8 protein-coding genes are annotated in these 15,375 nt (G+C 70.9%); 5 read left to right on the plus strand and 3 right to left on the minus strand.

The window, feature by feature from the left end; translation table 11 throughout:
• From AC16DP_RS03355 to AC16DP_RS03370, 4 genes are all read left to right on the plus strand, one after another.
• The coding region (locus AC16DP_RS03355; RefSeq protein WP_483956623.1) for a sensor histidine kinase at positions 1-1,448 on the plus strand (1,448 nt) is incomplete at its 5' end.
• Positions 1,449-1,635: 187 nt separating this feature from the next.
• Positions 1,636-3,759 carry a PAS domain-containing sensor histidine kinase gene (locus AC16DP_RS03360; protein ID WP_329734660.1) on the plus strand — a complete coding sequence of 708 codons (2,124 nt, stop codon included), beginning with the start codon at positions 1,636-1,638 and terminating at the stop codon, positions 3,757-3,759.
• A gap of 9 nt (positions 3,760-3,768) precedes the next feature.
• Positions 3,769-4,179 (plus strand): response regulator, encoded by a 411-nt coding sequence (locus AC16DP_RS03365; RefSeq protein ID WP_329734661.1) that lies wholly within the window; start codon positions 3,769-3,771, stop codon positions 4,177-4,179.
• The gene (locus AC16DP_RS03370) at positions 4,176-6,611 is read left to right on the plus strand and encodes a PAS domain-containing protein (RefSeq protein WP_329734662.1); all 2,436 of its coding nucleotides are present in this window, start codon (positions 4,176-4,178) and stop codon (positions 6,609-6,611) included. The genes AC16DP_RS03365 and AC16DP_RS03370 overlap by 4 nt, the downstream gene beginning before the upstream one ends.
• Before the next feature lie 82 nt (positions 6,612-6,693).
• On the opposite strand, the gene AC16DP_RS03375 is transcribed toward AC16DP_RS03370, so the two are convergent.
• The gene (locus AC16DP_RS03375; protein WP_329734663.1) at positions 6,694-7,680 is read right to left on the minus strand and encodes an aldo/keto reductase; all 987 of its coding nucleotides are present in this window, start codon (positions 7,678-7,680) and stop codon (positions 6,694-6,696) included.
• 145 nt (positions 7,681-7,825) lie between these two features.
• The gene (locus AC16DP_RS03380) at positions 7,826-12,451 is read right to left on the minus strand and encodes a myxosortase-dependent M36 family metallopeptidase (protein ID WP_329734664.1); all 4,626 of its coding nucleotides are present in this window, start codon (positions 12,449-12,451) and stop codon (positions 7,826-7,828) included.
• A 105-nt stretch (positions 12,452-12,556) separates the two neighbouring features.
• On the opposite strand from AC16DP_RS03380, the gene AC16DP_RS03385 reads away from it, so the two are divergent.
• Positions 12,557-14,437 (plus strand): serine hydrolase domain-containing protein, encoded by a 1,881-nt coding sequence (locus AC16DP_RS03385; RefSeq protein WP_329734665.1) that lies wholly within the window; start codon positions 12,557-12,559, stop codon positions 14,435-14,437.
• A 32-nt stretch (positions 14,438-14,469) separates the two neighbouring features.
• On the opposite strand, the gene AC16DP_RS03390 is transcribed toward AC16DP_RS03385, so the two are convergent.
• Positions 14,470-15,252, minus strand: a complete 783-nt coding sequence (locus tag AC16DP_RS03390; RefSeq protein ID WP_483956624.1) for an Rpn family recombination-promoting nuclease/putative transposase — start codon at positions 15,250-15,252, stop codon at positions 14,470-14,472.
• Positions 15,253-15,375 lie beyond the last annotated feature (123 nt).

The following is a 15,375-nucleotide window of genomic DNA, read 5'->3' on the forward strand; positions in this document are numbered from 1 at the left end:
CCCGCTCGAAGGACGCGCTGGGCTCGCTCTCGGCGCGCCTGCTCGTGGCCTTCCTGCTGCCCACGCTGCTCTTCCTCGCGCTCACGGGGACGGCCGTCTACGCGCTGGCCCGCTCCATCCTCGAAGACGAGCTGGGCTCGAGCCTCTCCGCCATCGCCGCCGCCACGGCGAGCCAGGTGAGCGGCGAGCGCATGCTCACCATCGAGCCCGGTGACGACACCACCGGCACGCGCACGTGGCGCAACCTCGTGCGCCTGCTCACCGAGGTCCGTGACTCCAGCGGCGTGCGGCGCCTGTACGTCGTGGACACGCAGGGCCGCGTCCGCGCGGACGTGGGCGGCGAGCTCCCCGTGGGCACCGAGGTCCCCGAGCTCGCGCGCGACAGGCTCGAGCTGTCCCGCGTCTTCTCCGGTGAGCGCGCCGCCAGCCAGGTGCTCTTCCGAGGCTCGGATGGCCGCCTCTACAAGACGGGCTACGCCCCGGTGCGCCGTGAGGGCCAGGTCGTGGGCGCCGTCGCCGTGGAGGGCAGCGCCGCCTTCTTCGGCCCCCTCGCCCGCCTGTCCCGGAGCTTCGCGGCGGCGAGCGGCGTGGCCCTCGCGGTCCTCGGCCTCGTCGCCATCCTCACCGCGCGCGGCCTGGCGCGGCCACTCCACCGGCTCATGGCCTCGGCGCTGCGCATCGGCCGGGGTGACCTGACGACGCCCGTGCCTCCCGAGCCCACGCGGGAGATCGGCGTGCTGGCGCGCGAGCTCGAGGTCATGCGCGGCGCCCTGGAGAGCCGTGACCGGCAGCTCAAGCTGATGCTGGCGGGCGTGGCCCACGAGGTGCGCAACCCGCTCGGTGGCATCTCCCTCTTCTCGGGCATCCTCGCGGAGGACCTGAAGGCCGGCGCCCACGAGGAGGCCGCCGAGCACGTGGCGCGCATCCAGCACGAGGTGGAGTACCTCCAGCGCATCGTCGAGGACTTCCTCGCCTTCGCCCGGGAGCAGCCGCTGTCGCGCTCGCCCGTGGCCGCGCCGGACCTGCTCACCGAGGCCAGCATCCTGCTCGCGGCGGACGCGGCGGCCCGCGAGGTGACGGTGGAGGTGGTGGCCGAGCCCGCCGTGCTCGAGGCGGACGGCAGCCTCCTCACGGCCGCGCTGGTGAACATGGTGAAGAACGCGGTGCAGGCCTCGCCCCCCGGCGGCAAGGTGCGCGTCACGGGCCGCGGCGAGGGCCTCGGCTACACCATCCGCGTCGAGGACTCGGGGCCCGGTGTGCCCGAAACCGAACGCGAGCGCATCTTCGAGCCCTTCTTCACCACGCGCGAAAAGGGCACCGGCCTGGGCCTGCCCCTGTCCCGCAAAATCGCCCGCGCCCACGGGGGAGACCTGCGGCTCGTCGCTCTGCCGGGCGCCACCACCTTCGAGCTCACCCTCCCCCTCGTCCCGGCACCGGAACGCCCGTGAACCAGGCGGCCGGGCGAGCCCCCGCACGCTGAGTGTGCCTCGTGGAAATGTGAGGACCTGCACGACCTGTTGCGCGGACGACAGCCAGTCCGCCGGGCCGGACATGAGGTCGCCGGGACGCAGTAAGAGACGGGTGGGCTGCTCGGCAGGTTCCATCTCCATTTTGCCCCGCGGAGGGCCGCTCGACGTGTCCCGCCAGTCCGACGGAGATCTCACCGCCTACGACTCCCTGCACTCCGTCTTCGGGGTCGCGGGAGCCGAGCAGCGGCTCGACACCGAGCGCGAGCAATTCCGCATGCTGGCCGAGGCCCTGCCTCAAATCGTCTGGACGTCCCGGCCCGACGGCGTCCAGGACTACCTCAACCGCCGCTGGTACGAGTACACCGGCCTGGACCCCGAGGAGTCGCGGGGCAATGGGTGGAAGCAGGCCTTCCACCCCGAGGACATGGCCGAGGCCGAGAAGCGCTGGCGCCACAGCCTGCTCACCGGGGAGCCCTTCGAGATCGAATACCGCTGCCGCCGGCTGGACGGCGTCTGGCGCTGGTTCCTCGGCCGCGCCATCCCGGTCCATGACGCCCAGGGCCGCATCGTCCGCTGGTTCGGCACCTGCACGGACATCGACGACCAGAAGCGCACCGCCGACGTGCACGGCTTCCTCGCCGAGGCCAGCGCCCTGCTCGCCCTCACGCTGGATCCCGAGGAGACGCTGCGCAACCTCACGCGGATGATCGTCCCGCGCCTGGCGGACTGGTGCACGGTGGACCTGGTGCGGCAGGACGAGACGGTCGAGCGCGTCGCGGTGACGCACACCGACAGCCTCAAGGAGCCGCTCATCTGGGAGCTGGCGCGCCGCGAGCCCGCGGACCTGCACCATGCCACCCACGGGCTCGGCTACGTGCTGCGCACCGGCGAGCCGGAGCTGCTGGAGGTCATCCCGGACGCGATGCATTCCCAGCTCGCGCGCGACGCGCACGGCCTGCGGCTGCTGCGGGAGCTGGGCATGCGCTCCTCCATCATCGTGCCGTTGGTGGTGCACGGGCGGACGCTGGGCAGCATCACGCTGGTGCAGGCCGGGAGCGTCCGGAGCTTCTCCGCCGCGGACCTGTCGCTGGCCGAGGAGTTCGCGCGCCGCGCCGCGCTCGCGCTGGACAACGCACGCCTGTACCGCGAGAGCCAGGACGCCATGCGCCGGGCCCAGCACGAGCAGTACCTCGCCGAGCAGGCCCGCGCCATGCTGGACACGCTGCTCGACGCGGCCCCCGCCGGCATCGCGCTCTTCGACCGGACGCTGTGCTTCGTGCGCGTCAACCGCACCCTGCAGGACATCAACCGCAAGCCCGCCGCGGACCACCTGGGACACACCATGCCCGAGGTGCTCTCCACGCAGGGCCCCGGCGTGGACATCGTGGTGAAGTCGCTGCGGCGCGCGCTGGAGACGGGCGAGACGCAGACGGTGGAGTCCGCCACCCGGCTGCCCTCCGGCGAGGAGCGGGCCTGGCTGGCGCGCTATGCGCCCGTGCGCTCGGCCGAGGGCACCACGCTGGGCGTGGCCACCGTGGTGCTGGACATCACCGAGCGCAAGCGCGCCGAGGCCGAGCGCGAGCGCCTCATCGCCGCCCTGGAGCGCAGCAACAAGGAGTTGGATCAGTTCGCCTACGTGGCCAGCCATGACCTGAAGGCCCCGCTGCGCGGCATCGCCAACCTGTCGCAGTGGATAGAGGACGACCTGCGGGCCGTGATGACGGACGAGACGCGCGAGCAGATGCGGCTGCTGCGCGGGCGCGTGGAGCGCATGGAGGCGCTCATCAACGGCATCCTCGACTACAGCCGCGCGGGCCGGGTGCGGGGCCGGCCGGAGCCGGTGGACGTGGGCAAGCTGCTCACCGAGTGCGTGGAGCTGCTCGCCCCCCCCGCCGGCACGCACGTGGAGCTGGCCCCCGGCATGCCCACCCTGCGCACCGAGCGGGTGCCCCTGCAGCAGGTGTTCCTCAACCTGCTCGGCAACGCCTTCAAGCACGCTCAGTCGTCCGACACGCGGGTGCGGGTGGACGCCCGGCAGTTGGACGCCTTCTGGGAGTTCTCCGTGGCCGACAATGGCCCGGGCATCGCACCCGAGTACCATGAACGCATCTGGGGCATCTTCCAGACGCTGCGCGCCCGTGATGAAGTGGAGAGCACCGGCATCGGTCTGTCGGTGGTGAAGAAGAGCGTGGAGGCACGCGGGGGGCGTGCCTGGCTGGAGTCCTCCCCTGGCCAGGGGGCTACCTTCCGTTTCACCTGGCCCAAGCACACCCCTGACGAGGGGCGCTGAGAGCGTACCGTGAAGACGCTGAACATCCTGCTGGTGGATGACGACGCGGTGGACGTCATGAACGTCCAGCGCGCCTTCAAGAAGAGCAACATCCACAACACCCTGTACGTCGCTGGCGACGGGCGTCAGGCGCTGGAGCTGCTGCGCAACGGCACCGTGCCATCCACCAACCGCCTCATCCTGCTGGACCTCAACATGCCGCGGATGAATGGCCTCGAGTTCCTGCGCGCCCTGCGCGCCGACCCCGAGCTGAGCGCCACCCCCGTGGTGGTGCTCACCACCTCCAACGACGAGAGAGACAGGCTGCAAAGCTACGCGCACAACGTAGCGGGCTACCTCGTCAAGCCCGTGGCCTCGCCGGCCTTCGTGGAGTTGATGGCCGCACTCAACGCATACTGGTCCCGGGTGGAGCTGCCGTGAGGGCCGAGGAGCGCATGGAGGAGCAACCGCTGCGGCTGCTGGTCGCGGACGACGACGAGGTGGACCGGCTCGCGGTGCGGCGCGCCCTGCTCAAGGCGGGGCTCGAGGCGCAGCTCGTCGAGGTGGCCAATGGCACGGCCGCGCTCACCGCCCTGCTGGAGCAGACCTTCGACTGCGCCCTGATGGACTTCCAGATGCCGGGCCAGGACGGGCTGGAGGTGCTGCGCAAGGCCCGCGCCGCGCTGGTGGAGACGCCCATCATCATGCTCACCGGGCAGGGGGATGAGCACATCGCCGTGGAGCTGATGAAGGCCGGCGCCACGGACTACCTCGCCAAGTCGGCGCTCACCCCGGAGCGCCTCGCGCACCTGCTGCGCCAGACGCTGCGCCTGCACGAGGTGCAGCAGCAGTACCGCACGCTCGCCGAGGTGCTGCCGCACACCATCTGGACGAGCCGCCCGGATGGCGTGCTGGACTACATCAGCCGCCGCGGCTACGAGACCAACGGCCTTCCGCTGGGAGATCCCTCGCAGTGGCCCAAGGCCGTGCACCCGGAGGATCTCCCCCGGGTGATGGAGCGCTGGCAGCAGTGCCTGCGCACCGGGGAGCCCTACGAGGTGGAGGCCCGGCTCTGGCAGTCCAGTGGCACGTGGCGCTGGCACCTCATCCGGGCCCTGCCCATGCGGGACGCGCGCGGCCGCGTCATCCGCTGGTTCGGCACCAACGCCGACATCGACGACCAGCGCCGGGCCCAGGAGCGCATCTCGCGCCTGCAGGCCGTCACCGCCGCGCTCTCCGAGGCCCTCACGCCCCGGCAGGTGGTGGACATCATCCTCACCCAGGGCGTGGCGGCGCTGGAGGCCCACTCGGGCGCGGTGTGCCTGATGAGCGAGGAGGGCCAGACGCTCGAGCTGGCGAACGCCACCGAGAACGTCCGGCACCTGACGCGCAACCTGGAGCGCATTGCGCTCGACGCGCCCCTGGCGGTGACGGAGGCGGTGCGCAACGACAAGCTCGTCACCTTCGCCAACCGCGAGGAGCGGGACCGGCGCTACCCCTCGGTGGCGCGGTTGGATCTTCCCTACGAGGCCGCGGCGGTGATGCCCCTGCGCGGCAGCCGGGGGGTGATGGGCGCCCTGGTGGTGAACTACGCGGGGCCGCGCACCCTGTCCGCCGACGAGCAGGAGTTCCTCCTCGCGCTGGCGCGGCAGGGAGCGCAGGCGCTGGAGCGGGCCCGCCTCTATGAAGCCGCGCAGCAGGCGCGCGCCCAGGCGGAGGCGAGCGAGGCCCAGCTGCGGGACTTGCTGGCGGAGCGCGAGCGGATGGAGGCCACGCTGCAGGAGCGCGACGAGCGGCTGCGCGCGGCGCTGTGGGCGGGCGGCACGGGCACGTTCCGCTGGGACATCCGCACCAACGCGCTGGAGTGGGACGAGAACCTGGATCAACTCTTCGGCCTGCCGCCGGGGCGCACGGTGCAGACGATGGAGGACTGCCTGGCGCTGGTGCACCCGGAGGACCGGGCCGAGGCGGCACGGCGCAACGAGGCCTGCGCGCGCGAGGGCGCGGACTTCGAGATGGACTTCCGCGTGGTGTGGCCCGATGGGCACGTGCACTGGCTGAGCGGCAAGGGGAAGACCTTCGTGGACGCGAACGGGCGCCCCCTCTACATGACGGGCGCCTACGTGGACATCACCATGCAGAAGCAGCAGGAGGCCGAGGCGCGCCAGCTCGCCGATTTCGAGCGGCAGATTCTCGGCATCGTCAGCCACGACCTGCGCAACCCGCTGAGCGTCATCCGCATCTCCGCCTCGGTGCTGCTGGCGCGCGAGGGGCTGGACGAGCGGCAGAGCAAGAGCCTCACCCGCATCATCTCCGCGTCGGACCGCTCCACGCGCCTCATTCGCGACCTGCTGGACTTCAGCCAGGCGCGGCTGGGCGGCGGCATCCCGGTGGAGCGCAAGCAGATGGACCTCTTCGAGCTGGCGCGCGGCGTGGTGGAGGAGCTGGCCGCCAGCCATCCGGAGCGGCAGCTGGAGTTGAAGCTGGAGGGGGATGGCAAGGGCGAGTGGGATGAAGACCGGCTCGCGCAGGTGCTCGGCAACCTGGTGGGCAACGCGCTCCAGCACAGCCCTCCGGACACGGCGGTCTGGGTGCGCTGCCGGGGCGAGGCCGGAGAGGTCTTCCTCGAGGTGCACAACGAGGGCGCGGCCATCGAGGGGGCCATCCTGCCGGATCTCTTCGAGCCGTTCCGCCGGGGCCGCCACGCGGGCAGTGGAGCGGGCAGCGTGGGGCTGGGGCTCTACATCACCCGGCAGCTGGTGCTGGCGCACGGTGGAGGCATCACGGTGAGCTCGCGCGAGGGCGAGGGCACGCGCTTCACGGTGCGGCTGCCGCGGCGGGCCCCGACGCCCCCACCGGTCCCGAGGCCCTGACCTCCCCCACGAGGCGTCCCCTCTCCCGCTGGGAGAGGGTCAGGGTGAGGGTCTGCCCACCCCGGCGGCCTTCAGCCCCGGCTCAGCGGTGGACCGACTTCATGCCGGCCTCGGGGTAGCGGGTGCCGGCCGCCACGCCCTTGGGGGCGATGGTGTCGATCTCCCGCAGCTCCTCGGGGGAGAGCCGGATGTCCGCCGCGGCGATGTTCTCCTCGAGGTACTTCACGTGCTTGGTGCCGGGGATGGGGGCGATGTCCTTGCCCTGGGCCAGCACCCACGCGAGCGCGAGCTGGGAGGCCTTCACCTTCTTGCGCGCGGCCAGGCCGTTGATCTTGTCCACGAGCTGGAGGTTCTTCGCGAAGTTCTCTCCCTGGAAGCGCGGGTTGTTGCGGCGCCAGTCGTTGGGCTCGAGGTCCTCGATGCGGCGGTAGCGGCCGGTGAGGAAGCCACGGCCCAGCGGGCTGTAGGGGACGAAGCCGATGCCCAGCTCGCGCACCGTGGGGAGCACCTCGTCCTCGGGGTCCCGGCTCCAGAGCGAGTACTCCGTCTGGAGCGCGGAGATGGGGTGCACCGCGTGGGCGCGGCGGATGGTGTCGGGCGCGGCCTCGGACAGGCCGAGGTAGCGGACCTTGCCCTGCTTCACCAGCTGGGCCATGGCGCCCACGGTGTCCTCGATGGGCACGGTGGTGTCCACGCGGTGCTGGTAGTAGAGGTCGATGTGGTCGATGCCCAGGCGCTTGAGGGAGGCGTCACAGGCCTTGAGCACGTAGTCGGGCTTGCCGCTGATGCCGAGGAAGGAGCCATCCTCGGCGCGCACGTTGCCGAACTTGGTGGCGACGATGACCTGGTCGCGCTTGCCGGCGATGGCCTTGCCCAGCAGCTTCTCGTTGGTGAACGGCCCGTACATGTCGGCCGTGTCGAAGAAGTTCACCCCGAGTTCCAGCGCCCGGTGGATGACGGAGATGGACTCCTTCTCGTCGGTCGAGCCGTAGAAGTCGCTCATTCCCATGCAGCCCAGGCCCAGGGCGGACACCTTCAGCCCCTGCTTTCCGAGTGCCCTCTGCTCCATGACGTCCCTCCTTCGTGGGTACGGCGGCCCTTGTTAGCGGCCTGGAGCTTCCGGGGCCATGATTCCGGTACGGAAGGTGCGGGTGATGGGTCCGGGAGCCAACAGGGAGCGCGCGGTGGCTCCCGGACCGTGTCACGAAGCCGGGCTACACCCGGCGGCGCCGGCTGACGAGGCCGAGCGCGAACAGCATCATCGGCAACAGCGAGGCCGTGCCGGAGGAGCTGCCCGACGAGCAGCCGCAGCCCCCCGCGTCAACCTGGCCGCCACCGGGGCCCGTACCCGCATCCGGAGGCGTCTCGCCGCTGCCCGCGTCGGGGCCGCCCGTGCCCGCGTCGGGGCCATCCGTGCCCGCGTCGGGGACGGGAGCGGGGTTCACCGTCACGGACACCTCGTCCTCGGCGAAGAGAGCGCCAGGATCGGTCACCCGCACGCGGAACGTGAGGGTGGCCGGCTCCAGGATGGCGGGAGCGGTGAAGGAGATTCTGTCGCTCGTGGCCTCGAGGAGCTCCACGGCGGGGCCATGCACCTGGCTCCAGGCGAAGCGCAACGAGTCCCCGTCCGGGTCCGAGGAGGCCGAGGCCTCCAGGGACACCGTCCCGCCAGCGGTGACGGTATGGTCCTCACCCGCCCGGGCCACGGGCGGCTTGTTCACCTGACGCACGCCGACGTTCACCTCGAGGGGCGCGCTGGCGTCGAGACCATCGGTGGCCACCACCTCGAAGAGGAGGGTGGCATCCGCCGGAACCTCGGGCGCGGTGAAGGAGAGCGTGCCGGTCTCCACGCCCGAGAGCACCACGTCCGGCCCGCTCTTCTTCGTCCACGCGTAGGACACCTCGTCCCCATCCGGATCCACGGCGGACACGGAGAGCGTCACGGGGCTGCCCTCGTCCACGTCCATGCCGGGCAGTGGCGTGAGCACGGGAGTCCGGTTCTTCTGCAGCACCTTCACCTCCACGGTATCCGAGGAGGACAGCGCCCCATCGCTGACGGTGAGCTCGAAGGTGAGGACCTCATCCTTCGTCACCTCGGGGGCGGTGAAGGAGGGGGTGGCGGTGCCGCTGTCCGTGAGCACCGCGCTCGGGCCCGAGAGCTGCTTCCAGGAGAAGTGGAGCGTGGTGCCCGGATCCGGATCCGTGCCACTGCCCTCCAGCCGCACCGGCTGGCGCTCGTCCACCACCTGGTCCGCGCCCGCGCTGGCCAGCGGCGGCCGGTTGCACACCACGCCCTTGGCCACCGTGGCGCTGAAGGGCGTGTTCGTGAGGCCCGTGAACGCGAGGTCATCCACGTTCCAGCCCGGCGGGTTGCCGCTGGTCCCATTGGACTCGTCCGTGCCCACGCGGAAGCGGATGCGCACCGTCTTCCCGGCGTACGTCTTGCCGAGATTCACCGTGGCGTTGATCCATGCCGGGTAGCCCGCGCTCCTGCGCGCGAAGGCCTTCTTTCCCTTGAGGGGGTTGTCGGTGAGGCTGCTGGTGTACAGGGTGGTGTCGTAACCCGGCGTGATGGACGTCCCGATGTCCGTCCAGGACGTGCCCCCGTCGGTGCTGATCTCGATGACGCCGCCGTCATAGGAGTTGGCGTCCTTGAAGTCGAACCCGTAGCGGTGGCGGAAGGTGAAGCCGAAGTCCTGCGTGGAGGACACCGCCAGGGGAGGCGACACCAGGTAGATGTCCGAGAGCGCCGGGGCATCCGGCAGCCGGAAGAAGTGGAGCGTCTGCCCCTCCTCCGCGCGAGACCAGAGCTGGGCATTGTAGGTGAAGGGATAGGTGGTGCGGCGCGACGTCGCCCAGGTGCCCGCGAGGACGTTGGGGGCCTCCACCGTCTCGGTGCTCGAGCTGCCATCGGCGAAGGTGTAGTGGGCCTGGTGCTCGAAGCTCCTCGAGCGGGTCCCCACCGAGTCCGGGCCGAAGTCCCCGTAGGTGAGGACGAAGGACAGACGCTGCACGGCCAGGGGGCCCTCCAGGGTGACGTTCAGCTCCCCGGTGGCCGAGGCCCCCGGCGCGAGCACCGGGAAGGTGATGACCCCCCCGCTACCCAGGGTGACACCCGGGCTGGAGGTGGTGACGGTGACGCGGGTGTCGCGGAACTCGGTGACGCCCTGGTTCTTCAGCGTCACGCGCATCCGGCCCGTCTCCCCGTTGTCGAGGATGCCATCGCCATTGCACGAGACGACGCCATCATCGAGCGTCACGGCGATGAAGGTGGGGGACTCGCCGGACTCGTAGCTCTCCGTCACGCCCACGAGGTCTCCGGAGTCACGCGCGGGGCCCACCGCGCCCGCACCCGCGCCCCGGCGGGCGAAGGCACGCAGGAAGAGCCGGTAGTCCCGGTCGTCCCGGGCGCGCGCCGCCGCCAGCAGCGCATCCCGCGCCTCGAGAATCGTCGGGGAGGACGGGGTGAGCTTCAGCGAGGCGACCAGGTACTCCTTCATCCGCTGCTGGGCCTCGGCGAAGGTGAGGCGGCCCGTGTCGCGCAGCAGCGCCGCGTAGCACTCCCACAGCATCTGGGCCCACACCTCGCCCACGTTGTGGACCTCGAAGTTGTCCGGGCCGGCGGGGAAGATGGGGATGCCCTCCGGCAGCGCCACGCCCTTCTGGATGTGCTGGAAGGTGAGCGGGTTCTTGCTGAAGTCCGTGGAGTACGGGTAGCGGCGCACGCCGAAGTAGAAGCCGTTGTTGCTGCCACCCCCGAAGGCATGGCTCCCCGTGGCGTACGTGCCGCCAAAGCCGGCGTTGGACGGTACGAGCGCGTCCTCCTCGCGCACCAGCATCAGCAGGGCGGCGAAGTCGCTCCAGCCCTCGCCCAGGCCACCGCCCTGCTGGTTGCGCAGACCGACGCCATTGCCCACCAGGCGCGCGCTCAGGTAGTGCGCCCACTCGTGCGCGACGATGGTGTTGTCCAGGGTGCCGTCGCGGCGCACCAGCTCCTCGCGCAGCAGCGTGACGGTGACGGTCTGCCCGCCCGCCAGCGCGGTCTTGAAGGACGTGCCATCCGTCTTGCCGATGCTCACCGCGGGGATGGTGACGGAGGCCGCGTCCGAGCCGCTGATCCACCCCGGCGCGCTGTCGCTGAAGCGGTTCATGATGATGGCGCCCACCGCCCCGTTGGCCTGGGCGTTGCGCACCTTCCTGTCCGACAGGCAGTTGCCGTCCTCGATGAGGGCGATCTTCCCGGCCACCTGGGCCGCGTTGGCGAAGGGCGTCTCGCACGCGTCGGTACGCAGGGTGGAGCTGGCCAGGTCATCCACCAGCACCAGGTCCCCGGTGAGGCGGTGGTTGCGCGGGCCGAAGGTGGCGAAGCCCGCGGTGTAGTCCCGGGCCAGCGAGGCGGGCGCGTGGGCGGTGAGCTTCTTCAGCCCCTTGGGACTGAAGACATACATCTGCATGCGCGGCGAGGCGCCATCCGCGGGGACCTCGATGTTGGCGTTGTCCGTGCCGCTGAAGTCCTGGGCCTCGGCCAGCAGCGCGTCATTGCCGAGTCCGCCGCGTCCGAAGTTGTCCGTCTGGCCGTTGCCGGCGGCTTCGTCGAAGCCGGCGTCGTAGAACCAGTCATGGAAGAAGTTGTTGACGAAGAAGAGCTGCGTGATGGAGGCCATGCGCTGGGTGGCGCTCGCATCCGGCGGCAGGGACACGTCGTAGACGAAGTCGAAGGTGTTGGGGCCCGTGGGCGCGGCGGAGACATCCCCGGCGCTCAAGCCATCCGGGGAGACGACGTCCGCGTAGGCCAGGACGTTGTTGCCGGTGAGCGTGGTGGCTCCCGCGGGCAGCCAGGGGTCGTTGCGGCTGAAGGGGCTGTTGGCCAGGGTGATGAGGTTGGGCGCGACGAAGGGCGGCTGGTAGCCATCCGGCAGTCCGGTGGGGTGCGGCGTGCCGCCATGGCCCTGGGGACCGTCATGGGGAAGGTGCGGTGACGTCTCGTCGGCCCATACGCGGTAGGAATAGGCATCCTGCCAGGTGAGGCTCTGGCGCAAGAGGATGCGCCCATCGCCGGCGGCGAGCACGTACGCGAAGGCCTCGGCCTCGGTGCTGGCGTCGGGACCCGCGAAGACCTCCACGTACCAGGCGGGGACGAGCGCCTCGGGAAGCGGGAAGGCCACGGGCTTGACGCGGGCCGGGCGGCTCAGCCGCTGCTCGCGCATGCGCAACGCGGGGGCGAAGTCGAAGTGGTGGAAGGCACCGGACACCCGGCCCGAGTCCACCAGCATGCCCGCGTGCAGCGGCTCGCCGGTGAGGTCCGCCAGCGCCTGGCCCACGGCCTCCTGGGGCGACAGCCGGAAGTGGAGCCGGGGACCGCGCGCCGCGTCCGGGGTGAGGTAGCCCGTCACGGCGACGAGGTCGTTGTTGGCGTCCAGCAGCACCTGGAGCGAGTCACCGAAGAGCTCCGTGCCCTCCACCTCCTGGGCGAACGTCACGATGGAGCCGCCACCCGCCAGCCGGTCCACACGCCGGAGCGGAGCCCCGGCCGCGGGCAGGTGCGCCTCGGAGCGGAAGCCCGAGCGTCCGGCGAGGTGGGCCCGCGCGGCCTGCTCGGGAGACAGGGCGCGAAGGGCTCCCGCGCCACGAGGGCGCTCGGCCCATACGAAGGTGGGGACACCGAGCCGGGGCTCTTCGTGCGCCACCTCACCGCCCTGGACGGAGGTGCGCGGCCGCGCCCCCGGACTCCGGGCCGGGCTCTGGGCGAAGGCATCAATGGGGGGGAGGTCTCTGGCACCCACGCGGGTGCCACCCAACGCCAGCACGAGGCCGGTCAGGGAATACAACAGTCGTTTCACCGAGGATCTCTTTCGTGGAGAGGAGCCTCAGCGTATTCACCCTCTGTGAGGGAATGAAACCTCACCCCCCCCAGCATCCTTGACGGCGGAAGCCGTGACACATCCGTGACCCCGAACCGACTGATTGGAGTCCCCAGGAGTCTGCTGGTGCTGGTGCTCGCCCTGTCGGCGCCAGCGTGGGCGGAGAGCGCGTCCCGGGACGACACGGTCTCGCTGGAGCCACTCGTGGAACGCGTGGTCACCGGGCAGCTCGCGGCGTACCGGATTCCCGGAGCAACGGTGGCGGTGGTGCGGGACGGCCGGGTGGTGCTGGCCCGGGGTTACGGCGACGCGGACGCCGGAAGACACACGCCCGTGGTGGCGGACCAGACGCTCTTCCGCGTGGCCTCACTGGGCAAGCTGTTCGTCTGGACGGCGGTGATGCAGCTCGCCGAGCGGGGACGGCTCGACCTGGACGTGGATGTTCAAACGTACCTGGACGACGTGCGGCTCCCGTCGGCGGACGCCCGGCCCCTCACGCTCGCGCACCTGATGGCGCATGCGGGAGGCTTCGAGGTACGCGAGCGCCTCTGGCCCGAGGGCCCACCGCCCGGCACGCTGGCGGAATACCTGCGGGAGCGCATGCCAGCCCGGGTGCGGCCTCCGGGAGCGCTGTCGGCGTACTCCGATTACGGAACGAGCCTGGCCGAGCACATCGTCGAGCGGGTCTCGGGCCAGCCCTTCGAGCAGTACCTCCGGGAGAACGTGCTGGAGCCGCTGGGAATGCGGCGCACCTTCTTCCGCCGGACGGTGCCACCGGAGCTCGCCGCCGACATGGCCTTGGGACACACCGTCGAGGAGGGGAGCCCACGGGCCCGGCCCCTGGAGCAGGTGGTGGTGGCCTCCAGTGGCTCGATGCTCACGACGGCCACGGACCTGGCGAGGTTCATGCTCGCGCACCTCCAGGGAGGACAGCACGAGGGCCACCGCATCCTGCGCGAGGAGACGGTGCGGCGGATGCATCGCCAGCACTTCACGCATGACCCGCGGTTGAGCGGGTGGGCCCACGGCTTCATGGAGTTCCACCTCGAGGGCCAGCGGCTCATCGGGCACCTGGGGGACGCGTACCTCTTCCACTCGCTGCTGGTGCTGATGCCGGAGCACGGGATGGGGCTGTTCGTCTCGTACAACGGTCCGGGGGAGAAGGACGCCGCGCAGCAAGCACGGATGGAGCTGCTGCGGGCCGTGCTCGAGCACGACTCCCCTGCCCCACCTTCGGACATGCCCGTGCCCCCGCGGGACTTCGCCGGGAGGGCGGCACGCTTCGCGGGGGCCTATCAGACGACGTGGCGGGCCTACCACACGGCGGAGGCATCGCTGGGGTGGCGCCAGGAGTTCCGCGTCCGCGACGGTGGAGATGGCACCCTGCTCATCCGCAAGCCCGGGCAAGCCCCCCGGCGCTGGGTGGAGGAAGCGCCCCGCCTGTTCCGTCCGGCCGATGATCCGTCCTCACCGGAGCGTGTGGCCTTCCGAGAGGACGAGGCGGGCCACATCACGCACCTGTTCCTCGAGAACCATCCCATGGCGGCCTACGAGCGGGTGCCCTGGTACGAAACGTCCGCGTTCACCTACGGGCTGCTGGCCGTGTGCGCCGCGCTCTTCGCGCTGGCCGTGTTGGCGGGCGTCCTCCACCGGAGCCCGGCCACGCTCCTGGTGGCGGCCATTGGCCTGTTGCACCTGCTGTTCCTGTGCGGCTTCACGCTCCTGGTGCGCCACCACGTCGAGTTGGAGTACGGCGCGACGCCCTGGCTGCTGGGAGCCGCGATGGCCTGCGCACTCGGGGCCGCGGTGCTCACCCCTGGAGCACTCGTCTGGAGCGCACGCGCCTGGTGGAAGCACTCGGGGAACCTGGTCCTACGTCTGTCCCTCACTGGAGCCACGCTGGCCGCGACCGCATTCGCCGCGTGGCTCCACCACTGGCACCTGCTCGGATTCGACCCCTGGTGACGGCGTCACTCCAGGAGCATTCGGGGACACGTCTACTGGACGCGCTCGTCCAGCACGTCGGAGAGGGTGGTGGCGTTCAGGGAACGATCGAACCAGCGATCGAGGGTGGCCATGTCCGAGCAGGTGAGGATGCGCTGGCGGGTCTCCTCGTCGGCGTGCACGCCCCGCACGGTGAGAATCCGCAGGATGGCCTCGGCACGGCCTCGGAGCAGCCCCTGCTGCAGACCCTCCTCCCGGCCCCTCGCCAGACCTTTCTCCAGACCCTTCTGGACTCCCCGCTCGATCATCTCCTCGGCCCAGCTGCCCATCAGTTCCTCCGCTCGGTCCGCATCCAGCACCGAATGTAACACCCGTCTCGCCGCTGTGTGGACGGCCGCATCCCCCACCCACACCAGATAACGAATGATGACCACCAGATGCTCGGCCCCCTCGGCATCCGCGTGCACATGCGCGAAGAGCGCCACCCAGTCCGGCAGCTTCCGCGCCAGCTCGTCGGTACGTCCGTAGCGCAGCACCAGCCATGCCAGCCGGGCCAGCGGCGGACCCGAGCGCGCTCGCAGCGCCACCTCCCGCTCGGCCGTCAAGTCATCGAGCAGGTACTCGAAGCGCGGCACCAGTGCTCGCCAATGCGTCTGCGTCTCCTCTCCTTCCGGCAAATCGAAGAGGTCCTCCACCCGGCGCGGTGCCGTCCAGGCCCCATCCGGCCCGTGGTACATGACGAGCGGGATGATGACGGGTAGCCGCGTGCTCTCCGGGTGCTCCTGTCTCCAGCGCTCCACCTGGCGAACCACGTAGCGCAGCATCCGCAGCACCATCCACCGGTCCCTCGTGAAGACGCAAACCGATAAAACGGCCGGAGAGGGGGATGGCGTGCTCGATGGTGACATCCTCTCCCTCCACCACGATCCGCTCGACGAGCAGGCGGACGAGCCGTTGGC

The sequence above is a fragment of the Archangium sp. genome (genome assembly GCF_057119385.1).